The organism is Streptomyces sp. YJ-C3 (genome assembly GCF_053891275.1).
The window spans coordinates 6,652,368-6,673,524 of sequence record NZ_CM132685.1; the positions used below are offsets into that span (position 1 = coordinate 6,652,368).

The window sequence follows — 21,157 nt, forward strand, 5'->3', positions numbered from 1 at the left end:
CCTTGACCGCACACGGAGCCAACCCGCTCCGTGACGCCGCAGACCGACGGCTCCCGCGCATCGCGGGGCCGTCGGGTCTGGTGATCTTCGGCGTTACGGGCGATTTGTCACGTAAAAAGCTGATGCCTGCCGTGTACGACCTCGCCAACCGGGGCCTGCTGCCCCCGGGTTTCTCGCTGATCGGGTTCGCCCGCCGCGAGTGGCAGGACGAGGACTTCGCGCAGGAGGTGCACGACGCGGTCAAGCAGCACGCGCGGACGCCGTTCCGTGAAGAGGTCTGGCAGCAGCTCATCCAGGGCATGCGCTTCGTCCAGGGCAACTTCGACGACGACGAGGCCTTCGAGACCCTGAAGTCCACGATCCAGGACCTCGACAAGTCGCAGGGGACGGGCGGGAACTTCGCGTTCTACCTCTCCGTACCCCCCAAGTTCTTCCCGCAGGTCGTGCAGCAGCTGAAGAAGCACGGCCTGGCGGACGCCCCGGAGGGCTCGTGGCGGCGCGCCGTCATCGAGAAGCCCTTCGGCCACGACCTCGCGTCGGCCAAGGAGCTGAACGCGATCGTGCACGAGGTGTTCGACCCGGACCAGGTGTTCCGGATCGACCACTACCTCGGCAAGGAGACGGTCCAGAACATTCTGGCGCTGCGTTTCGCGAACCAGATGTTCGAGCCGATCTGGAACCGGTCGTACGTCGACCACGTGCAGATCACGATGGCCGAGGACATCGGCATCGGCGGCCGTGCCGGCTACTACGACGGCATCGGCGCCGCCCGCGACGTCATCCAGAACCACCTGCTCCAGCTGATGGCGCTGACCGCCATGGAGGAGCCCGCCTCCTTCGACGCGGACGCGCTGGTCGCCGAGAAGGCCAAGGTGCTCGGCGCGATCAAGCTGCCGAAGGACCTCGGCAAGGACACCGTGCGCGGCCAGTACGCGGCCGGGTGGCAGGGCGGCGAGAAGGCCGTCGGCTACCTCCAGGAAGACGGCATCGACCCCAAGTCGAAGACCGACACGTACGCGGCCATCAAGCTGGAGGTGGACAACCGCCGTTGGGCGGGGGTGCCCTTCTACCTGCGTACGGGCAAGCGGCTCGGGCGACGCGTCACCGAGATCGCCGTCGTCTTCCAGCGCGCCCCGCACTCCCCCTTCGACCACACGGCGACGGAGGAGCTGGGCCAGAACGCGATCGTGATCCGCGTCCAGCCGGACGAGGGCATCACGGTCCGCTTCGGCTCGAAGGTGCCGGGCACGTCGATGGAGATCCGGGACGTGTCGATGGACTTCGCGTACGGCGAGTCCTTCACCGAGTCGAGCCCGGAGGCGTACGAACGGCTCATCCTGGACGTCCTGCTGGGCGACTCGAACCTCTTCCCGCGCACGGAGGAGGTCGAGCTGTCCTGGAACATCCTCGACCCGATCGAGGGCTACTGGGACACGCACGGCAAGCCCGCGCAGTACCCGTCCGGCACGTGGGGGCCCGCCGAGGCGGACGAAATGCTCGCACGAGACGGACGGAGCTGGCGTCGCCCATGAAGATCGACCTCACGGACACCACGTCCAGCAAGATCAACAAGGCGCTCGTCAAGGGCCGCCGCGCCATCGGCACCCCCGCCGTCGGCATGGTGCTCACCCTCGTCATCGTCACCGACGAGGAGAACGCCTACGACGCCCTGAGAGCGGCCAACGACGCGTCGCGCGAGCACCCCTCGCGCACGCTGGTCGTCATCAAGCGCGTCTCCCGCTCCCCGCGTGACCGCACCAAGTCGCGGCTCGACGCCGAGGTACGGGTCGGCGCCGAGGCGGGCACCGGCGAGACCGTCGTCCTGCGCCTGTACGGCGAGGTCGTCAACCACGCCCAGTCGGTCGTCCTGCCGCTGCTGCTGCCGGACGCCCCGACGGTCGTCTGGTGGCCCGTGGACGCGCCGCTGGACCCGGCGAACGACCCGCTGGGCGCGCTCGCCCAGCGCCGTGTCACGGACACGTACGCGGCCGAGCAGCCGGTGCACGAGCTGGAGGCCCGCGCGGCGTCCTACTCCCCCGGCGACACGGACCTGTCCTGGACCCGGATCACGCCGTGGCGCTCCATGCTGGCGGCCGCTCTGGACCAGGTGACGTGCGACGTCACGTCGGTCGAGGTCGAGGGCGAGGAGTTCAACCCGAGCTGCGAGCTGCTGGCGATGTGGCTCGCGGACCGGCTCGACGTGCCGGTGCGGCGCACGCTCTCGGCGGGTCCTGGGCTGACCGGCGTCCGCCTGGAGTCCACCTGCGGCCCGATCGTCCTCGACCGGGCCGACGGCACCCTGGCCACGCTCTCCATCCAGGGCCAGCCGGACCGCGCGGTCGCGCTCAAGCGCCGTGAGACGTCCGAGCTGATCGCGGAGGAGCTGCGGCGCCTCGACCCGGACGACACGTATGCGGCCTCCCTGAGGTTCGGTGTGGACCGGCTGGGTGAGCCCGCGGACCAGACGACGGTGCCGGACACAGGGTCCTCGGCGGCCTCGGCGGCGCCCGCCCAGAAGGCGGCAGCCAAGAAGGCACCGGCGAAGAAGGCCCCCGCGAAGAAGACACCGGCCAAGAAGGCGGCAGCGAAGTGAGTGCAGCACCCCAACTCGTCGTCCACCGCGACAAGGAGCTGATGGCGCAGGCGGCCGCGGCCCGGCTGATCACCAAGATCGTCGACGCCCAGGCCGCCCGCGGCTACGCCTCCGTCGTCCTCACGGGCGGCCGCAACGGGAACGGCCTGCTGGCCGCGCTCGCCGCGGCGCCCGCCCGGGACGCGGTCGACTGGAGCCGCCTCGACCTGTGGTGGGGCGACGAGCGGTTCCTGCCGGACGGCGACCCCGAGCGCAACTACACGCAGGCGAAGGAGGCCCTTCTCGACAGCGTGCCGCTCAACCCCGCGCGCGTGCACCCCATGCCCGCGTCGGACGGCCCGTACGAGCCGGACGCCGCGGCCGAGGTGTACGCGGCCGAACTGGCCACCGCGGCAGGCCCCGAGGACCACGGCCCCGTGCCGACCTTCGACGTCCTGATGCTCGGCGTCGGTCCGGACACGCACGTCGCGTCGCTCTTCCCGGAGCTCCCGGCGGTCCGCGAGACCGAGCGCACGGTGGTCGGTGTGCGGGGCGCCCCGAAGCCCCCGCCCACCCGCATCACGCTCACGCTCCCGGCGATCCGGGCCGCGCGCGAGGTGTGGCTGCTCGCCGCGGGCGAGGACAAGGCGAAGGCCGCCGCGATCGCCCTGTCGGGCGCGGGCGAGGTCCAGGCCCCGGCGGCGGGCGCGTACGGCCGCTCGCGCACGCTGTGGCTGCTGGACACCGCCGCGGCGTCGCAGCTGCCGCCGGAGCTGTACCCGCCGGCCGTCGCGTAACTCCCGCCATGCGTAAGGCCCCGCATCCTCAAGGACGCGGGGCCTTACGCATGCTGCGGGACCCGGTAGTCGGAGCCGTCCTTCTCCCGGACGAGCAGGCCGTCGATGACGCAGTAGCGGCGCAGGGCGGCGGTGTCGTCGTGGACGGTGCGCAGCGCCGCGTTGACCTCCCGCTCGCTGTACGTGCGGTCGGCGTCGAAGAGGGTGTCCGTGAGGTGGACGAGGAGTTCGTGGCGCACGGTGGGGCGGACCGGGATCGTGGTCAGCCGGCCGCGGGCGAAGAACCCGGTGAGATGGCGGGGAACTCCCGTGCTGGGCTCGGGAGTCCGGGCCCGGCGGAACACCTCGGGCCCGGCGCGCAGCGCGCCGTCGTCGAGCCGCTCGACGAGCCCCGCGGCGATGAGCTTGCCCAGGTGCTTGCGCGCGGTCGGGCCGTCGGCCTCGCGCGGCGGCAGTTCGTCCAGCACTATGCGCGCGTACAGCCTGAGTCGTTCGGGGTCGGCGAGGGCCGACATGAGCTGATCCACAGGGGTGCCTCCCGGCTGGTCACAGACCTGAAGTCTCACCCGCCGGGCCGCACCCCCGCACCCGATTAACTCAACGGCCGCGCAGCTCGCGGTACTTGGCGACGAGCGCCTTGGTCGACTCGTCGAGTCCCGGCACGTCCGCGCCTTCGGTCAGGGCCGGCTCGACGCGCTTGGCGAGGACCTTGCCGAGTTCGACGCCCCACTGGTCGAAGGAGTCGATGTTCCACACGGCGCCCTGCACGAACACCTTGTGCTCGTAGAGGGCGACCAGCTGACCGAGCACGGAGGGCGTCAGGGACTTCGCGAGGATCGTCGTCGTGGGGTGGTTGCCCTTGAACGTCTTGTGCGGCACCAGCTCCGGCGGCACACCCTCCGCGCGGACCTCGTCCGGCGTCTTGCCGAACGCGAGCGCCTGCGTCTGCGCGAAGAAGTTGGCCATCAGCAGATCGTGCTGGGCGACGAGCCCCGGCTGCAGATCGGCGACGGGTTCGGCGAAGCCGATGAAGTCCGCCGGGATCAGCTTCGTGCCCTGGTGGATGAGCTGGTAGTAGGCGTGCTGGCCGTTCGTGCCGGGCGTGCCCCACACGACGGGGCCGGTCTGCCAGCCGACCTCTTCGCCGTTGCGCTGCACGTACTTGCCGTTCGACTCCATGTCGAGCTGCTGCAAGTAGGCGGTGAACTTCGACAGGTAGTGGCTGTACGGCAGCACGGCGTGCGACTGGGCGTCGTGGAAGTTGCCGTACCAGATGCCCAGCAGGCCCATCAGGAGCGGCACGTTGGACTCGGCGGGTGCGGTGCGGAAGTGCTCGTCGACGAGGTGGAAGCCGTCGAGCATCTCGCGGAAGGCGTCGGGCCCGATGGCGATCATCAGGGACAGGCCGATGGCGGAGTCATACGAGTAACGTCCGCCGACCCAGTCCCAGAACTCGAACATGTTGGCCGTGTCGATGCCGAACTCGGAGACCTTCTCCTCGTTCGTCGACAGCGCCACGAAGTGCTTGGCGACTGCTTCCTGACCGGCCCTCAGCTCGGTGAGCAGCCAGTTACGGGCGGACGTCGCGTTGGTGATCGTCTCGATGGTCGTGAAGGTCTTCGAGGCGATGACGAACAGCGTCTCGGCCGGGTCGAGGTCGCGGACGGCCTCGTGCAGGTCGGCGCCGTCGACGTTCGACACGAAGCGGACGGTGAGATCGCGGTCGGTGAAGGAGCGCAGCACCTCGTAGGCCATCGCGGGGCCGAGGTCGGAGCCGCCGATGCCGATGTTGACGACGTTCTTGATGCGCTTGCCGGTGTGGCCGGTCCACTCGCCGGAGCGGACCTTGCCGGCGAACGCGGCCATCTTGTCGAGCACCGCGTGCACCCCGGGCACCACGTTCTCGCCGTCGACCTCGATCACCGCGTCGGCCGGGGCGCGCAGCGCCGTGTGCAGCACGGCCCGGTCCTCGGTCGTGTTGATCTTCTCGCCGCGGAACATGGCGTCCCGCAGGCCGAAGACGTCGGTCGCGGCGGCCAGCTCGCGCAGCAGACGCAGCGTCTCGTCGGTGATCAGGTGCTTGGAGTAGTCGATGTGGAGATCGCCGACCTCCAGCACCAGGCCCGAGCCGCGCGCCGGGTCGGCGGCAAACAGCTCGCGCAGCTGCACGTCGCCCAGCTGCTCCCGGTGCTTGGCCAGCGCCTGCCATTCGGCCGTCTGGGTGAGCCGCGCGCGGCCCTCTGCGCCTGCTTCGAACGCGTTCATCTCGGACTTCAGCTTTCTCTCGTACGTGCGTACGTGCCTTGCCCCGCTGCTCCGTCCAACCTAATCGATCAGCAGCCGGTATGAGCAGTCTGTCCGATGCGCGCGCGGCCGTGCGGGTCAGTGTCCGCCGCGGTGCAGGCGTCCCGCGTAGTGGTCCTCCAGGCGGCCGTTGCGCTCGAAGCCGCCGGGCAGGTTGGCGGAGACGTAGACGGGCGGCTCGTGGCCCTCGGCGAGCAGCAGGGCGACGGCCTCGGCCACGACCATCTGCACGAGGAGCGCCGAGGTGATGGTGGAGACACCGCAGAGCGTGCCGCCGTCGGGCAGCGGCAGGATCGCGTCGCCGGTGGGCGCGCAGTTGTCGAGGACGGCGTCGGCGTGGTCGGCGAGCCGGCTGCCGCTCGCGTGCAGGGCGGGGACGGAACGGGTGTGCTCCAGCGAGGTGAGGGCGACCAGCGGGTGGCCCTTCTCCTTGACCAGGAGCGCCATGTCGACGATGGAGTTGTTGACGCCCGAGTTGGAGATGATCACGAAGAGGTCCTGCGGGCGCGGGGTGCTCAGTTCGTAGAGGCGGGCGGCGAGCCCGGGGCGCCGCTCCAGGAGGGGGTCGGCGAGCACCGAGCGGTCCTCGCCGCCGCGCAGGACCAGATCGTGCAGGGCGATACGCGTGGTGGGGATGAGGCCGCCCGCGCGACCCGAGATCTCCAGGGCGGTGGCCTGCGAGTGCCCGGTGCCGAAGGCGTGCACGACGCCGTCGGCGGCGACGCAGTCCGCGATGAGCCGGGCCGTCGCGGCGACGCCCTCTTTGTTGGTGGCGACGGCGCGCTCGACGTGCTCGCGCACCTGGTCCGCCAACTCGTCCGCCCCGAGCCGCTGTTCCGTCATGACCCCGACCACCTCGATTGGTTCACTGATTCAGTTCATGCCTTACGAGATGAAAGATTGAACCAGCCGAGGAGAGGCGTCAAGACGTCCCCGGCGATTCGGCGGCGAGTCGCCGGGCCAGTTCCACCGCGCCGCCGACACCGTCCGGCACGGACGAGCACCGCAGCCCCCACGGCTCCACGGCGGCGCGCAGCCGATCCCCCAACGGGCCCTCGGGGCCGAGGAGTCCGCCCGTGATGACCAGCGACTCGCCGGGGACGGGCCCCAATGCGCCTACAGAGCTCGCGAGTTGCCGGGCCGCCTCGTCGAGCAGGAACCGCGCCCGCTCGTCGCCGAGCTCCGCGGCGGTCACCACGAGGGGACTCAACTCGGCCAGCACGACCGGCCGCTGCCGGTACGCCCAGCCCGCGATCGTCTGCTTGAGGCGGTGCCGACCGGCCCAGTCGAGCGCGGGATCGGCGCTCCCCGGCGCGACACGGTCGAGCACCAGCGTCACCAGCGGGCCCCACTCCTCCCGGCCGTCCACCGCCCGCAGCGCGCCGCGCAACGCCTGCTGCCCGAGCCAGAAGCCGCTGCCGGTGTCGCCGAGCAGCCAGCCGTCGCCGTCCACGACGCGCACCGTGCGCCGCCCGGCCACCCGCGCCGCGGCCGCGCCGGTCCCCGCGATGAGCACGAGCCCGTCGGCCGGAGCCCCGGGCCCGGAGGCGCAGGCCACCTCCACGTCGCCGTGGACCCGCAGCGCCGCAGCGCCGAGCCCCAGGCGGGCCAGCGCCTCGGCCAGACATTCCTCGGCGACACTGCACCCGCGCACCGAGCCGCCGCCCTCCCCCGCGCCGGCGAACCCGCCGACGACCGCGGCGACCGCTCCGCGCAGCGCCGCGGGCACGGCTGCCGCCAGCGCATGCTCCAAGTTCCTTACGAGAGTGGGCCGTTCGACACTCAGCGCGTTGCCGGGCCCGCCGTGTCCGACGCCCACGAGCCGGCCGTCCGCGTCGACACAGCGCGCCCGGACCCGGGTGCCTCCGGCGTCGATCCCGACGGCGAGCGGAGCGACGTATTGATCGATGGATTCAGTGAGCACACCGCATGATGATTGATAGATTCAGTCCGGGACAACACCCTCACCATCAGTACGACCTGACGGCGCCGTCACCGACCGAGAGACCCTCATGATCACAGCCCGGATCCGCTCCGAACTGCCCACGCTCAGCGGCTCGTTGCGCAAGGTCGGCGCGTACGTGCTGGCCGACCCCGCCGCCGTCGCGGAGACCTCTGCGGCCGACCTGGGGCGCCGTACGGGCACCTCGCAGGCCACCGTCACCCGCTTCTGCCAGGCCCTCGGGCTGGAGACCTACCAGCGGCTGCTGCTCGAACTGGCCAAGGAGCAGGGCGAGAAGGACACCCGGGACGTCGGGGACCAGGAGCGCCCCCTGGGTCCCGACATCGGCCCGGACGACGACCTGGAGCACCTGATCTCCGTCGTCGCGCACGCGGACCTCCAGGCGCTGCGCAGCACCCGCGACCAACTGGACCGCACCGCCCTGGAAGCGGCCGCCCAGGCACTCGCCAAGGCCCGTCGCATCGATGTCTACGGCGTCGGCGGCTCGGGCATCCTGGCGCGCGAGACGGAGGCCCGGCTGTTCGGCATCGGGATGCCGGCCCGCGGCTGGACCGAGGTGCACGCCGCGGAGACCTCGGCGGCCCTGCTGACGCCCGCGGACGCGGCCGTGGCGCTGTCGCACTCGGGGCGCACCCGGGAGGTCCTGGGTCCGCTGCGGCTGGCCGCGGAGCGCGGCGCCACGACCGTCGCGGTCACCGGTGACCCGCGCTCCCCCGTCGCCCAGGCGGCCGCGGTGCACCTGACGTGGACGGCGGCCGAGACGAGCTTCCGGCGCGGCAGCTTCGGCGCGCGCCATTCGGCGCTGCTGATCCTGGACTGCCTCTACGCGCGCGTGGCGCAGCTGACCTACGAGCGGGCGACCGCGTCGATCGCGCTGACGGCCCACATCTCCGAGGAGCACGCGGCCCGTCCGCGCCGCCGTTCGTGACCGCGCCGGAGCAGAACCGGCCGGGCGCCCTCATGGGCACCCGGCCGGTTCCGAACTCCTAGATCTCGCCCCGCAGTTTCGCGAGCGCCTCGGCGAGGATCGCCTCGCCGTCCGCGTCGCTGCGCCGCTCCCGCACGTACGCGAGGTGCGTCTTGTACGGCTCGGTACGCGGCGGGTCCGGCGGATTGTCCCGGTCCTGCCCGGCCGGGAAGCCGCAGCGCGGACAGTCCCAGGTCTCCGGCACCTGCGCGTCGGAGGCGAAGCTCGGCTGCGTCTCGTGCCCGTTCGAGCACCAGAAGGAGATGCGCAGGCGTGGTGCGGACTCGCCGCGCTCGGCCTCACCCATCGGCCCCGCCCCGACCCGACTTCCTCGGATCGCGTTGCCACTTGCCACGGTCGTAACTCCCTGCGTGATGGTGCCGCGAAGCGTGTCGGCGTCTCGCTTCGCCGCGGAGCGCCTCAGTCTACGTAAGGCCCAACGCGCGTCCAGTGATTGGAGTTACATCCCCGCCCCTAGACGCAAGCCCCATGATAGGCCGCGCCGTTGGGCGCGTACCGGACATGGGGCCTTACGTGAGCTCTGTGCAGTTGTGACGGGTCGAACCGAAGGCTCGGCTTCAGAAGATCAGTTGTTGATCTTCATGAGAATGCCGAGCACGACGATGCACGCGAACCAGAGCAGACCGATGACGATCGTGATCCGGTCCAGATTCCGCTCGGCGACCGAGGAGCCACCGACGGAGGACTGCATGCCGCCACCGAACATGTCGGAGAGGCCGCCACCCTTTCCCTTGTGCATCAGCACAAGGAGCATCAGCAGCAGGCTGAAGACGATCAGGGCGATCGAGAACCCCATAACCACGGCTGGACCAACTTCCTCGGACTTATTCGGACGACGGGGCCGAAGCTCCTTCATAGAGCCTCGGCCCCGCAAGGGTACGACGTATCGCCGCTAGCGCATACTCACAGGTCGCGCCACGCGCGAATCACTGCTCGTGGAATCGAACGATCTTGACGAACTCGTCGGTGTCCAGGGAAGCGCCACCGATGAGGGCACCGTCGATGTCCGGCTTGCCCATGATCTCCGCGACGTTGCCGGACTTCACGGAACCGCCGTACTGGATGCGGATCTTGTCGGCGACGTCCTGGGAGTACAGCTCGGCGAGCTTGCCGCGGATGGCCGCGCAGACCTCCTGCGCGTCGTCGGCGCCGCACACCTTGCCGGTGCCGATGGCCCACACCGGCTCGTAGGCGACGACGACGGTCTCGGCCTGCTCGGCGGGCAGGTCCTTGAGACCGCCCTCGACCTGGCTGAGGGTGTGCGTGACGTGGTTGCCCGCCTCACGCACGTCCAGCTCCTCGCCGACGCACAGGATCGGGGTCAGGCCGTGCTTGTAGGCGGCCTTCACCTTGGCGTTGACGACCTCGTCGGTCTCGTCGTGGTACTGCCGGCGCTCGGAGTGGCCGATCGCGACGTACGTGCACTTGAGCTTGGCGAGCATCGGGCCGGAGATCTCGCCCGTGTACGCGCCGGAGTCGTGCGCCGAGAGGTCCTGGGCACCGTACTTGATCTTGAGCTTGTCGCCGTCGACCAGCGTCTGGACGGAGCGCAGGTCGGTGAAGGGCGGCAGGACGGCGACCTCGACGGCCTCGTAGTCCTTGTCCGCGAGGGCGAAGGCGAGCTTCTGGACGTGCGCGATGGCCTCGAGGTGGTTGAGGTTCATCTTCCAGTTGCCCGCCATCAGCGGCGTACGCGTGGTCATACGGGGTCAGTCCTCCAGTGCGGCGAGACCGGGCAGCGTCTTGCCCTCGAGGTACTCGAGGGAGGCGCCGCCGCCGGTCGAGATGTGGCCGAATGCCTTCTCGTCGAAGCCCAGGGTACGGACGGCCGCGGCGGAGTCGCCGCCGCCCACCACGGTGAAGCCCGGGGAGTCGAGGAGGGCCTGGGCGACCGCCTTGGTGCCCTCGGCGTAGTCGGGGTGCTCGAAGACGCCCATCGGACCGTTCCAGAAGACGGTCTGCGCGTCGGCGAGCTTCGAGGCGTACAGCTTGCGGGTCTCCGGGCCGATGTCCAGGCCCTCCTGGTCGGCCGGGATGGCGTCCGCGGCGACCGTGCTGGGGTTGGCCGGGGTCTTCCCCTTGAGGTCGGGGAACTCCGTCGAGACCAGGACGTCGACCGGCAGGACGATCTCCACGCCGTTCTTCTCGGCGCGCTCCAGGTACTCCGTGACGGCCGGGATCTGGTCCTCCTGGAGGAGTGAGATGCCGACCTCGTGGCCCTTGGCCTTGAGGAACGTGTACGCCATGCCGCCGCCGATGAGCAGACGGTCGGCCTTGCCGAGCAGCTGGTCGATGACGGCGAGCTTGTCGGAGACCTTGGCGCCGCCGAGCGCGACCACATAGGGGCGCTTGACGTCGTCGGTGAGCTTCTTCAGGACGCCGACCTCGGTGGCGATGAGGAAGCCGGCGTAGTGCGGCAGCCGCGCCGGAAGGTCGTACACGGAGGCGTGCTTGCGGTGCACGGCACCGAAACCGTCGCCTACGTAGACGTCGGCCAGCGCCGCGAGCCGGTCGGCGAACTCGCCGCGCTCGGTGTCGTCCTTGCTCGTCTCGCCCGCGTTGAAGCGCAGGTTCTCGATGACGGCGACCTGGCCCGGCTCCAGGCCGTCGACGGCCTCGTGCGCGGCGGGGCCGACCGTGTCCTGGGCGAACGCGACCGGCTTGCCGAGCAGCTCGGCGAGGCGCTCGGCGGCGGGCAGCAGCGAGAACTGCGGGTCCGGGGCGCCCTTGGGACGGCCCAGGTGGGAGGCGACGATCACCTTGGCGCCCGCGTCGGCCAGGGCCTTGACGGTGGGCAGGACGGCGCGGATGCGGCCGTCGTCGGTGATCAGGCCGTCGGCCAGCGGCACGTTGAGGTCGGCGCGGACGAACACCCGCTTGCCGTCGACCCCTTCGGCGAGAAGTTCCTCAATGGTCTTCATGACTCGGCTCCTTGTGAGGCTGTGAGGCTGACGCGCGAAGGGCCCGGACCGACGCGCGGCGTCGCGCGGGTCCGGACCCTTCGCTCACATCGAGATGCCTTGCTGCTCTAGAACTTTAGAGCTGACCACCGACGAAGACCGTCAGGTCCACGAGGCGGTTCGAGTAGCCCCACTCGTTGTCGTACCAGCCGAGGATCTTCACCGTCTTGCCTTCCTGAACCATCGTCAGGGAGGAGTCGAAGGTGCAGGACGCCGGGTCGCTGACGATGTCCGAGGACACGATCGGGTCCTCGGTGTAGAACAGGATGCCCTTGAGGGCGCCGTCGTCGGCGGCCTTCTTGAACGCGGCGTTGACCTCGTCCTTGGTGACCTCGCGCTGCAGGTCGACGACCAGGTCGGTGGCCGAGCCGGTCGGGACCGGGACGCGCATCGCGATGCCGTCGAGCTTGCCCTTGAGCTGCGGCAGGACCAGGGCGGTGGCCTTGGCGGCACCGGTCGTGGTCGGGATGATGTTCTCGGCGGCGGCGCGGGCGCGGCGCAGGTCCGAGTGCGGGAAGTCCAGGATGCGCTGGTCGTTCGTGTACGCGTGGACCGTCGTCATCAGGCCCTTGACGATGCCGAAGTTCTCGTCGAGAACCTTGGCCATCGGCGCCACACAGTTGGTGGTGCAGGACGCGTTCGAGATGACGTGGTGGTTCGCCGGGTCGTACTTGTCCTGGTTGACGCCCATCACGATCGTGATGTCCTCGTCCTTGGCCGGAGCCGAGATGAGGACCTTCTTGGCGCCACCGGCGATGTGCTTCTCGGCGTCGGCCTTCTTGGTGAAGATGCCGGTCGACTCGATGACGATGTCGACACCCAGCTGACCCCACGGGATGTCGGCGGGGTTGCGCTCGGACAGCACCTTGATGGTGTGGCCGTCGACGGTGATGGTGTCCTCGGTGTGCGACACCTCGGCCTTGAGGCGGCCCAGGATGGTGTCGTACTTCAGGAGGTGCGCGGTGGTCGCGGTGTCACCCAGGTCGTTGACAGCCACGATCTCAATGTCCGCACCCTGCTCCAGCAGCGCGCGGAAGTAGTTACGACCGATGCGGCCAAAGCCGTTGATGCCTACGCGGATCGTCACGAACCGATCTCCTCGTTGGTACGCCGGATTCGACGCCGGCGAGATGTATTGGGATGTCCCCGACCGCCTCCGACCCTACCCCCCATAAGGGCTTGAGGTGACATCGAGCGCCTCTATGCAGGGCACAGCGGCCCGTACTCGTCAGTAACGTACGGGCCGCCGCATATTTCCCGGGTATTTCGGAGCCGATCAGTCGCTAATTGAGCGCAGTGCCTTTCTGATGAGCGCATTTCGATCAGCGGCCGTGGTGACATGTTCCAGACCGAATCCGAGGAGAACGGTGTCCGGGGTGCTGATCGCCCCGTACGTCGTGAACAGGTCCACGGCGCGCGCCCAGTCCTTGACCGCGGCCGGGCTGCCCTCGGGCGGCCCCGAGACCTGCCAGACGCCCAGGGACTCCTCGAAGTCCTCGTTCTGGGTGACCTGTCCCCCGACGACGACGGACGCGTTGTCGGCGCGCACACCCTCACCGCCGGTGCCCGGGTCGGACACGTAGCTGAGCGACACCTCGACGGACCTGCCCGCGTAGGCGCTCAGGTCGTACGTGACGGTCTTCCAGTCGTCCGAGGAGCCCGTGAGGCTGTTCCAGGCCCCGGAGGTGCCGGTGTTCTTGCAAGCGGCACCGTCGGGCGTCAGATAGCGCTCGAGGGCCGGGTGCTCCTCGATCAGGAATCCGGCCTCGCACTCGGTGGGCACGGCGTTCGTGGTGAGACCCGCGGTGTCCGGCAGAGTCGTCCAGTCCGTTGCGCCGACCGTGTGAGCCTCCAGGAGTACGTGGTCGTAGCCGGCCTCGGTGTCCCACAGCAGCTGCGTCCGCAGGGCCGGCCGGTCCGCGGCGGTGACACCCGTGAGGTCGATGGTGCGGGTCAGGCGCTTGTAGGCGTCGTCCGTGTGCACGGCGGCGGCCATGCCCGCGCCTTCGTACTGGCCGGCTCCGGCGCTCTCGAACTGCGGCAGGGTGGCCGACGTGGCCTCGTACAGACCGGCGCCGTCGAGCGGGTTGCCGGGAGCGTCGCCGAGGGTCGCGGACGTCCCGGCCAGCTCGCCGGATCCGTCGAAGCGGGTGGCGACCGGAGCCGCGGTGCGCGAGTAGGCGCCCAGGTAGTACTGGCTGAAGTCGTTCGTGGTGGTGTCACCGATGGCGACGGAGCCGCCCGCCTTCTCACCGGCCTCGATCAGCTTGCCGCCCTCGTTGAGGTAGTCGCGCAGAGTGAGCTGGGTGGCGAGGCCGGGGCGGTCGGCACCCGTGTAGTGGACGACCGTGTCGAAGTGGTCCAGGACCCCGAGGGCGTCGGGCACGCCCTGCGTGGCGACGTTCCAGACGGCCGCCTTGCGACCGTCGGCCTTGAGGGCATCCACGTAGGCGGCCGTCTGTCGCCCTGGGGCGTCGTTTTCCGCGACGACAAGAGTGTCCGCCTTCGGACGTTCGGCAACGGTGTACGTGAAGGGGGCGCTGGACGTGCGCTTTCCGGATTTCGTACGCCCCGTGAACCACACCTCTACCTTGTCGCCGACATCGGCGTCCTCGATCTTCGCCCTATAGGCGTCGAAGTGGAGATTGTCGTCGCCTCCGTAGGTCTCTCCTCCCTTCCAAGCGCGCAATTCCTCGTCGTGCGAACGGCCGCCATTGATGCGGTAGTTCAGCTCCTTGTCGCGTACGGACTTACGGGCGATCACGGAGACTTCCTGGTCACCGCCGCGCGCGTACGACGTCGAGAACGTGGCCGGGGTGAAGTCGGGCGCGTCCAGGCCGACCGAGGACGACGGCTGGTCCGGGTGGGAGGCGGTCTCCGCGACGGACAGCGCGAAGGGGATGTTCTTCGCGAACTCGTCCTGGATGAGCTTCTCGTCGTCCGGGAACGTGAAGACCGACGCGCAGTCCTGGGGCCGCCAGGCGTCGTTCGGGTCGACGTTCGAGGCGGTCTGGCAGGTGCTCATCTCGGGGGTGAACATCGAGACGCCGTTGACGTTGCCGGCGTGGCCGTCCGCCTCGCCGTTCGTCGTGTACAGCTCGGAGGAGACCTGCGGGTGGTAGCCGGGGATCGCGGAGTTGTCCGGGGTGCCGGCGAGCGCCTTGTAGAGCACGTCGTCCGGTGTGGGCGTGGCGACCTGCCAGCCCACTCCGTAGAGCAGCAGCTCGGCGGCGGAGTGGTAGTTGATGGCGTAGTCGAAGCCGACGCGCTTCTCGAAGGCGTCGAGGGCCTTGGTCTCGGGCTCGGAGTTCGGGCTCGCGCCGCGGTAGGTCTGACTGGCGGGGCTCGGGGACGATCCCTCGTCGTCGTAGCCCCACTTGTAGGCGAAGTTGCGGTTGAGGTCGACGCCGTCGCCGGTGGTGTACTTCCCGTCACCGTTGATGTCGCGCATGTTCTTGCGCCACTGGCGGTTGCTGTCGGACCGGAACGTCCAGTCGTAGCCGTCGGGATTGGCCGAGAGGACGAACCACAGCTCCGTGGAGTCGACGATCTTCTTGATGCGCCGGTCCTTGGCGTAGTTGTCCACGTAGTGGTGCATCAGGCGGCGGGTCATCTCCGGGGTGATCCACTCGCGCGCGTGCTGGTTGGACATGTAGAGGACCGACGGCTTGGCGCCGTCCTTGGTCTTCTTGGCGCCCTTGCTGACCTTCAGCGCGAGGATGTCCTGGCCCTGGAGCGTCTTTCCGATGGAGACGACCTTGGTGAGGCCGGGGTGCTCCTGGCCGGTGCGGACGATCTCCTCCTGGAGATTTCCCTTGCCGCTGTACGGGCGGAAGACACCGTCGCCCGCGGCCGCGACGCGGGCCTCGGCCTTGGCCGTCAGCTTGCGCTCGGTGAGCTTCACGCCCTGGTCGCGCAGCGTCTCGGCCTGCCGGTCGGTGAGGTAGACCTCGACCTCCGCGGTGCCCTTGTCGGGCGCCTGCTCGCCGAGTTCATGGCCGTCCTGGCCCGCCTGGAGGAGCAGGGGTATCTGTTCCTTCGACACGTCCGCGCGGAACACCTTGACGGCGTCCGCGCCGGGGTCGCCGCTCGCTGAACTTCCGCTCTCCGCCTGGGCGACGGGCGTGAGGACCGCCCCTCCCAGTCCCAGGACAAGTGCTCCGACAGCGAGGATCGATCTCGCTCTTCGTCTCATGAGCCCCCCTTGCAGTTGTCTGCCGCGGTCGTGGCGCAGTGCCACAGAAGCGAACAGCCGCCAGACTCATGACAGTTCATGGTCAAGTCAAGGGGGCATCAAGTCCCCTTCAGAGACGGCAAAAAGCCGGTGATGACGCCCCTCCTGGGCGCCGCCACCGGCTTGTTGACATAGGGAGAACGCAGGGAGCCGTAAGAGGCTTTCGGCGGATCAGCCCGCCAGGTTGTCCGCCATCTCCTCGGCCATCTCCTCGGCCAGGTCCTCCGTGAGGTTCGACTCCGTGCCCGGGATGCCGAGGTCCTGGGCCCGCTTGTCCGCCATGGCGAGCAGGCGCCTGATGCGGCCCGCGACGGCGTCCTTGGTCAGCGGCGGGTCGGCGAGCGCGCCCAGCTCCTCCAGGGAGGCCTGCTTGTGCTCCATGCGCAGCCGCCCGGCGGCCGCGAGGTGCTCGGGCACCTCGTCGGCGAGGATCTCCAGAGCGCGCTGCACACGGGCCCCGGCGGCGACGGCCGCGCGGGCCGAGCGGCGCAGGTTCGCGTCGTCGAAGTTGGCCAGGCGGTTCGCGGTGGCGCGGACCTCGCGGCGCATCCGCCGCTCCTCCCAGGCGAGCACCGACTCGTGTGCACCCATCCGGGTGAGCAGGGCGCCGATCGCGTCCCCGTCACGGACCACGACGCGGTCCACGCCACGCACCTCGCGCGCCTTCGCGGCGATCGAGAGGCGGCGGGCGGCGCCGACGAGCGCGAGCGCGGCCTCGGGCCCGGGGCAGGTCACCTCCAGCGAGCTGGAGCGCCCCGGCTCGGTCAGCGAGCCGTGCGCCAGGAACGCCCCGCGCCAGGCCGCCTCGGCGTCGCAGGTGGCCCCCGAGACCACCTGCGGCGGAAGCCCCCGGATCGGGCGGCCACGGCCGTCCACGAGCCCCGTCTGGCGGGCCAGCTGGTCGCCGCCCGCGACGACGCGTACGACAAAACGCGAGCCGCGGCGCAGCCCGCCGGGCGCCATCACGATCAGCTCCGAGCCGTGCCCGAAGATCTCGAGAATGTCCCGCTTGAGCCGCCGTGCGGCCATCGCGGTGTCCAGCTCCGCCTCGATCACGATGCGGCCGCTCACCAGGTGAAGGCCGCCCGCGAACCGCAGAATCGCCGAGACCTCGGCCTTTCTGCAGCACGTCCGGGTGACGGGAAGCCGGGAGATCTCGTCCTTCACCGCTGCCGTCATCGCCATGGGCCGATCCTTCCATGCATCCGAAAAATACGGTCGTACGCGGCGGCCAACAGCTCCGGATCGTGCCTCGGAGTCCCGTCGGGCCTGGCCACCGGCGCCAGCTCGACCGCGGCCCCGAAACGCTCCTTGGCGGAGTCGACGAGCTCGTCGCGGTCGGGCACGGCGGCCTCGTCGGCCAGCACCACGTCCAGGGCGAGTTTAGGGGCGTGTCGTCCCAAAACCTCCAAATGACGCTGCGGTGAGAACCCATCGGTTTCACCGGGTTGCGGAGCGAGGTTGAGCGAGAGGACCCGACGGGCCTTCGTCTCGACGAGCGCGTCCAGCAGTTCCGGTACGAGCAGATGCGGGATCACGGACGAGAACCAGGAGCCGGGGCCGAGCACCACCCAGTCCGCGTCGAGCACCGCGGCGACGGCCTCGGGGACGGCCGGCGGGTCGTGCGGCACCAGGTGCACGGACTGGACCTCGCCCGGCGTGAGGGCGACGGTGGCCTGCCCGCGCACGGTGTCCACGTCGTCCGGCCGGGCCGGGTCGTGGCCCTTGACCAGGGCCTGCAGCTCCAGCGGGACCGCGGACATGGGCAGCACGCGCCCGTGCGCGCCGAGGAGCTTGCCGACCAGGTCCAGGGCCTGGACGTGGTCGCCGAGCTGCTCCCACAGGGCGACGATCAGCAGGTTGCCGACCGCGTGCCCATTCATCTCGCCCGGCGACTGGAAGCGGTGCTGGATCACGCGGGACCAGGTCTGGCCCCAGTCGTCGTCGCCGCACAGCGCGGCGAGGGCCTTGCGCAGGTCACCGGGCGGCAGGACGCCCAGCTCGTCGCGGAGCCGGCCGCTGGAGCCGCCGTCGTCGGCGACGGTGACGACGGCGGTGAGGTCACCGGTGATGCGGCGCAGCGCGGCCAGCGACGCCGACAGGCCCATGCCGCCACCGAGCGCGACGACCTTGGGGGTCGTCCCCCTGCGACGGCTCGACGGCGCGCTGCGGCTGCGCAGCCGGCTGGTGAGCCGGAGCGTGCGCCCCGTCATTCCCGGCCCATGTCCCGGTGGACGACCACGGTCTCCACGCCCTGTGCGGCGAGCCGGGCCGCGAGCTTCTCCGACGTGGCGACGGAGCGGTGCTTGCCGCCGGTACAGCCGACGGCGATGGTCACGTAGCGCTTGCCCTCGCGGCGGTAGCCGGCCGCGATCAGCTGGAGCAGCTCGGTGTAGCGGTCGAGGAACTCCTTGGCGCCGGGCTGCGCGAAGACGTAGTTCGACACCTCTTCGTTGAGGCCGGTGAAGGGGCGCAGCTCCGGGACCCAGTGCGGGTTCGGCAGGAAGCGCATGTCGACCACGAGATCGGCGTCGACGGGCAGGCCGTACTTGAAGCCGAACGACATGACGGTGGCCCGCAGCTCCGGCTCCTCCTCGCCGGCGAACTGGGCGTCCATCTTGGCGCGCAGCTCGTGCACGTTCAGGCTGGAGGTGTCGATGACCAGGTCGGCGTCGCCGCGCAGCTCGCGCAGCAGCTCGCGCTCGGCGTCGATGCCGTCGACGATGCGGCCGTCGCCCTGCAGGGGGTGCGGGCGGCGCACCGACTCGAAGCGGCGCACCAGGGCATCGTCGGAGGACTCCAGGAAGACGATGCGCCGTGTGACGTGCTTGGACTCCAGGTCCGCGAGGGACTCCCGGAGGTTGTCGAAGAAGCGCCGTCCGCGTACGTCGACGACGACCGCGATCCGCGCGACGTTGCCCTGCGAGCGGGCGCCGAGCTCCACCATGGTGGGGATCAGGGCGGGCGGCAGGTTGTCGACGACGAACCAGCCGAGGTCCTCCAGGCACTTCGCGGCGGTGGAGCGGCCCGCGCCGGACATGCCGGAGATGATCACCAGTTCGGGGATGGCGGCGTCCGGGACGCCGGGGGTGTCGCTGGTCGCGCCTGTGCCGGTACTCACTTGTGCTCCGTGCTCCGGTTGTGCGGGGCTGTCCGCCGTGCCGCGGGTGTCACTGCTTTCGTGGTCCTGCTCGCTCATGGCTCCTGCCCCCGTCGTTCCTCCGAGGCTCCCGTGCTGACGGGCTCCTCGTCGGAGCGCGCGTCCGTCGCGTGCTCCGTGGTGTCCTCTTCGTCTTCCATGATCTCTCCGGTGGCCGTGTTCACCGCGGGCGCCGCCGGTGCCGCCTGCGCGAAGGCCACCACGATCGTCTCGGCGGTCTTGCGGCCTATGCCGGGAACCTCGCAGATCTGGTCGATTGTGGCGGACCGGAGCCGCTTCACCGAACCGAAGTGCTTGATGAGCGCCTGTTTGCGCGCGTCGCCGAGGCCCGGTACGTCGTCCAGGGGGCCCGCCCTGAAGCGCTTGGCCCGCTTGGTGCGCTGGTAGGTGATCGCGAAGCGGTGGGCCTCGTCGCGGACGCGCTGGAGGAGGTAGAGACCCTCACTGGTGCGGGGCAGGACGACCGGGTCGTCCTCGTCGGGCACCCAGACCTCTTCGAGGCGCTTGGCGAGGCCGCACACCGCGATGTCGTCGATGCCCAGCTCGTCGAGGGCCCGCTTGGCGGCCGCGACCTGCGGCTGTCCGCCGTCGACCACGACGAGCTGCGGCGGGTAGGCGAACTTCTTGGGGCGACCGTCGTCCTCGGTGAGGCCGGACTCGATCGGGCCGTCGTCCTCCGTCGGCTCGGCGTCGCTCCACTCCCCCGATTTCTCCTGCGCGGCGAGGTAGCGCTTGAAGCGGCGGGTGATCACCTCGTGCATGGAGCGGACGTCGTCCTGGCCCTCGAAGCCCTTGATCTGGAAGCGGCGGTATTCGCTCTTACGGGCGAGGCCGTCCTCGAAGACCACCATGGAGGCGACGACGTCGTCGCCCTGGAGGTGCGAGATGTCGTAGCACTCGATCCGCAGCGGAGCGCCGTCCAGGTCGAGGGCCTCGGCGATCTCCTCCAGGGCGCGGGAGCGCGTGGTGAGGTCGGAGGCGCGCTTCGTCTTGTGCAGGGCGAGCGCCTGGAGCGCGTTCCTGTGCACCGTCTCCATGAGCGCCTTCTTGTCGCCCCGCTGCGGGATGCGCAGCGACACGGCCGACCCGCGGCGCTCGGTGAGCCAGGCCTGGACGGGCTCCAGGGGGTCGGGCAGCGCCGGGACGAGGACTTCCTTGGGGACGGCGTCGCCGCTCTCCTCCCCGTAGAGCTGCTGCAGCGCGTGCTCCACCAAGTCGCCGCTGGTGACCGCCTCGACCTTGTCGGTGACCCAGCCGCGCTGGCCGCGGACGCGCCCGCCCCGGACGTGGAAGATCTGGACGGCGGCCTCCAGCTCGTCCTCCGCGAGGGCGATGAGGTCGGCGTCGGTGGCGTCGGCGAGGACGACGGCGCTCTTCTCCATGGCCTTCTTCAGGGCCTCGATGTCGTCCCGAAGGCGGGCCGCGCGCTCGTACTCCATCTCCTCGGCGGCCGCCGCCATGTCCTTCTCCAGGCGGCGGATGTACGTGCCGGTGCGGCCCGTCATGAAGTCGCAGAAGTCCTCGGCCAGTTCACGGTGCTCCTCGGGGGTGACGCGGCTCACACAGGGGGCCGCGCACTTGCCGATGTAGCCGAGGAGGCAGGGGCGGCCGGTGCGTGTCGCGTTCTTGAACACGCCCGCGGAGCAGGTGCGGACCGGGAAGACGCGCAGCAGGAGGTCCACGGTGTCGCGGATCGCCCAGGCGTGCCCGTACGGCCCGAAGTAGCGCACGCCCTTCTTCTTCTGACCGCGCATCACCTGGACGCGCGGGAACTGCTCGTTCATCGTGACCGCGAGGTACGGGTAGCTCTTGTCGTCGCGGTACTTGACGTTGAACCGGGGGTCGTACTCCTTGATCCAGGAGTACTCCAGCTGCAGCGCCTCGACCTCCGTGGCCACCACCGTCCACTCCACGGAGGCGGCCGTGGTGACCATGGTGCGGGTGCGGGGGTGCAGGTTCGCCAGGTCCTGGAAATAGTTCGCCAGGCGCTGGCGCAGGCTCTTCGCCTTTCCGACGTAGATCACCCGGCGGTGCTCGTCGCGGAACCTGTACACCCCTGGGGAGTCGGGAATCTGTCCCGGCTTGGGGCGGTAGCTGGAGGGGTCGGCCATGTCAGACACCCTACTGGCGGGGTGTGACAGTTCGGGGTGCCCGGCGCCGGTGGGGCCGGGCACCTTGC

Annotated in this window: 18 protein-coding genes; 4 read left to right on the plus strand and 14 right to left on the minus strand. The window is 70.2% G+C overall.

Annotated features, from left to right (window positions below):
- Window positions 1-2 precede the first annotated feature (2 nt).
- From zwf to pgl, 3 genes are read left to right on the plus strand one after another with little or no spacing between them, the layout of a single operon-like run.
- On the plus strand, window positions 3-1,532 hold the full coding sequence (zwf, locus tag ACVHNB_RS29925; protein ID WP_456226295.1) for a glucose-6-phosphate dehydrogenase: 1,530 nt from the start codon (window positions 3-5) through the stop codon (window positions 1,530-1,532).
- Entirely contained in the window at window positions 1,529-2,593 is a 1,065-nt protein-coding gene (gene opcA / locus ACVHNB_RS29930; protein ID WP_456226296.1) for a glucose-6-phosphate dehydrogenase assembly protein OpcA, read from the plus strand. The genes zwf and opcA overlap by 4 nt, the downstream gene beginning before the upstream one ends.
- A gap of 41 nt (window positions 2,594-2,634) precedes the next feature.
- A complete protein-coding gene (pgl, locus tag ACVHNB_RS29935) occupies window positions 2,635-3,369 on the plus strand; it encodes a 6-phosphogluconolactonase (protein WP_456228965.1) in 735 nt (244 codons plus the stop codon).
- 44 nt (window positions 3,370-3,413) lie between these two features.
- On the opposite strand, the gene ACVHNB_RS29940 is transcribed toward pgl, so the two are convergent.
- From ACVHNB_RS29940 to ACVHNB_RS29955, 4 genes are all read right to left on the minus strand, one after another.
- Window positions 3,414-3,896: a DUF2087 domain-containing protein gene (locus tag ACVHNB_RS29940; RefSeq protein WP_428955413.1), complete on the minus strand. Its 483-nt coding sequence runs from the start codon at window positions 3,894-3,896 to the stop codon at window positions 3,414-3,416.
- Window positions 3,897-3,966: 70 nt separating this feature from the next.
- On the minus strand, window positions 3,967-5,634 hold the full coding sequence (pgi, locus tag ACVHNB_RS29945) for a glucose-6-phosphate isomerase (protein WP_428955412.1): 1,668 nt from the start codon (window positions 5,632-5,634) through the stop codon (window positions 3,967-3,969).
- Between the two features lie 117 nt (window positions 5,635-5,751).
- Window positions 5,752-6,516 carry a sugar isomerase domain-containing protein gene (locus ACVHNB_RS29950; RefSeq protein ID WP_456226297.1) on the minus strand — a complete coding sequence of 255 codons (765 nt, stop codon included), beginning with the start codon at window positions 6,514-6,516 and terminating at the stop codon, window positions 5,752-5,754.
- 79 nt (window positions 6,517-6,595) lie between these two features.
- The gene (locus ACVHNB_RS29955) at window positions 6,596-7,597 is read right to left on the minus strand and encodes an N-acetylglucosamine kinase (RefSeq protein ID WP_428955409.1); all 1,002 of its coding nucleotides are present in this window, start codon (window positions 7,595-7,597) and stop codon (window positions 6,596-6,598) included.
- A gap of 88 nt (window positions 7,598-7,685) precedes the next feature.
- Between ACVHNB_RS29955 and ACVHNB_RS29960 the strand changes: the two genes are divergently transcribed.
- Window positions 7,686-8,564, plus strand: coding sequence for a MurR/RpiR family transcriptional regulator (locus ACVHNB_RS29960; protein WP_428955408.1), 879 nt, complete (start codon window positions 7,686-7,688; stop codon window positions 8,562-8,564).
- 58 nt (window positions 8,565-8,622) lie between these two features.
- Here the strand turns inward: ACVHNB_RS29960 and ACVHNB_RS29965 are convergent, their stop codons facing one another.
- The 10 genes from ACVHNB_RS29965 to uvrC all read right to left on the minus strand — a co-directional run bounded on the left by ACVHNB_RS29965 (window position 8,623) and on the right by uvrC (window position 21,089).
- The gene (locus ACVHNB_RS29965) at window positions 8,623-8,910 is read right to left on the minus strand and encodes an RNA polymerase-binding protein RbpA (RefSeq protein ID WP_007448238.1); all 288 of its coding nucleotides are present in this window, start codon (window positions 8,908-8,910) and stop codon (window positions 8,623-8,625) included.
- 279 nt (window positions 8,911-9,189) lie between these two features.
- Complete coding sequence (gene secG, locus ACVHNB_RS29970) at window positions 9,190-9,420, minus strand: preprotein translocase subunit SecG (protein ID WP_018533286.1); 231 nt, start codon at window positions 9,418-9,420, stop codon at window positions 9,190-9,192.
- A gap of 130 nt (window positions 9,421-9,550) precedes the next feature.
- A complete protein-coding gene (tpiA, locus tag ACVHNB_RS29975; RefSeq protein WP_428955407.1) occupies window positions 9,551-10,327 on the minus strand; it encodes a triose-phosphate isomerase in 777 nt (258 codons plus the stop codon).
- A gap of 6 nt (window positions 10,328-10,333) precedes the next feature.
- Window positions 10,334-11,545: a phosphoglycerate kinase gene (locus ACVHNB_RS29980; RefSeq protein WP_428955406.1), complete on the minus strand. Its 1,212-nt coding sequence runs from the start codon at window positions 11,543-11,545 to the stop codon at window positions 10,334-10,336.
- Between the two features lie 115 nt (window positions 11,546-11,660).
- Window positions 11,661-12,671 carry a type I glyceraldehyde-3-phosphate dehydrogenase gene (gene gap, locus ACVHNB_RS29985; RefSeq protein WP_456226298.1) on the minus strand — a complete coding sequence of 337 codons (1,011 nt, stop codon included), beginning with the start codon at window positions 12,669-12,671 and terminating at the stop codon, window positions 11,661-11,663.
- A gap of 189 nt (window positions 12,672-12,860) precedes the next feature.
- Window positions 12,861-15,779, minus strand: a complete 2,919-nt coding sequence (locus tag ACVHNB_RS29990) for a M14 family zinc carboxypeptidase (protein ID WP_456226299.1) — start codon at window positions 15,777-15,779, stop codon at window positions 12,861-12,863.
- Between the two features lie 210 nt (window positions 15,780-15,989).
- Window positions 15,990-17,003 carry a DNA-binding protein WhiA gene (whiA, locus tag ACVHNB_RS29995; RefSeq protein WP_428955403.1) on the minus strand — a complete coding sequence of 338 codons (1,014 nt, stop codon included), beginning with the start codon at window positions 17,001-17,003 and terminating at the stop codon, window positions 15,990-15,992.
- Window positions 16,994-18,031: a gluconeogenesis factor YvcK family protein gene (locus ACVHNB_RS30000; protein ID WP_428955402.1), complete on the minus strand. Its 1,038-nt coding sequence runs from the start codon at window positions 18,029-18,031 to the stop codon at window positions 16,994-16,996. The genes whiA and ACVHNB_RS30000 overlap by 10 nt, the downstream gene beginning before the upstream one ends.
- Window positions 18,028-19,017: an RNase adapter RapZ gene (gene rapZ / locus ACVHNB_RS30005; protein WP_428955401.1), complete on the minus strand. Its 990-nt coding sequence runs from the start codon at window positions 19,015-19,017 to the stop codon at window positions 18,028-18,030. The genes ACVHNB_RS30000 and rapZ overlap by 4 nt, the downstream gene beginning before the upstream one ends.
- A complete protein-coding gene (gene uvrC, locus ACVHNB_RS30010) occupies window positions 19,014-21,089 on the minus strand; it encodes an excinuclease ABC subunit UvrC (RefSeq protein ID WP_428955400.1) in 2,076 nt (691 codons plus the stop codon). The genes rapZ and uvrC overlap by 4 nt, the downstream gene beginning before the upstream one ends.
- Between the last annotated feature and the right edge of the window lie 68 nt (window positions 21,090-21,157).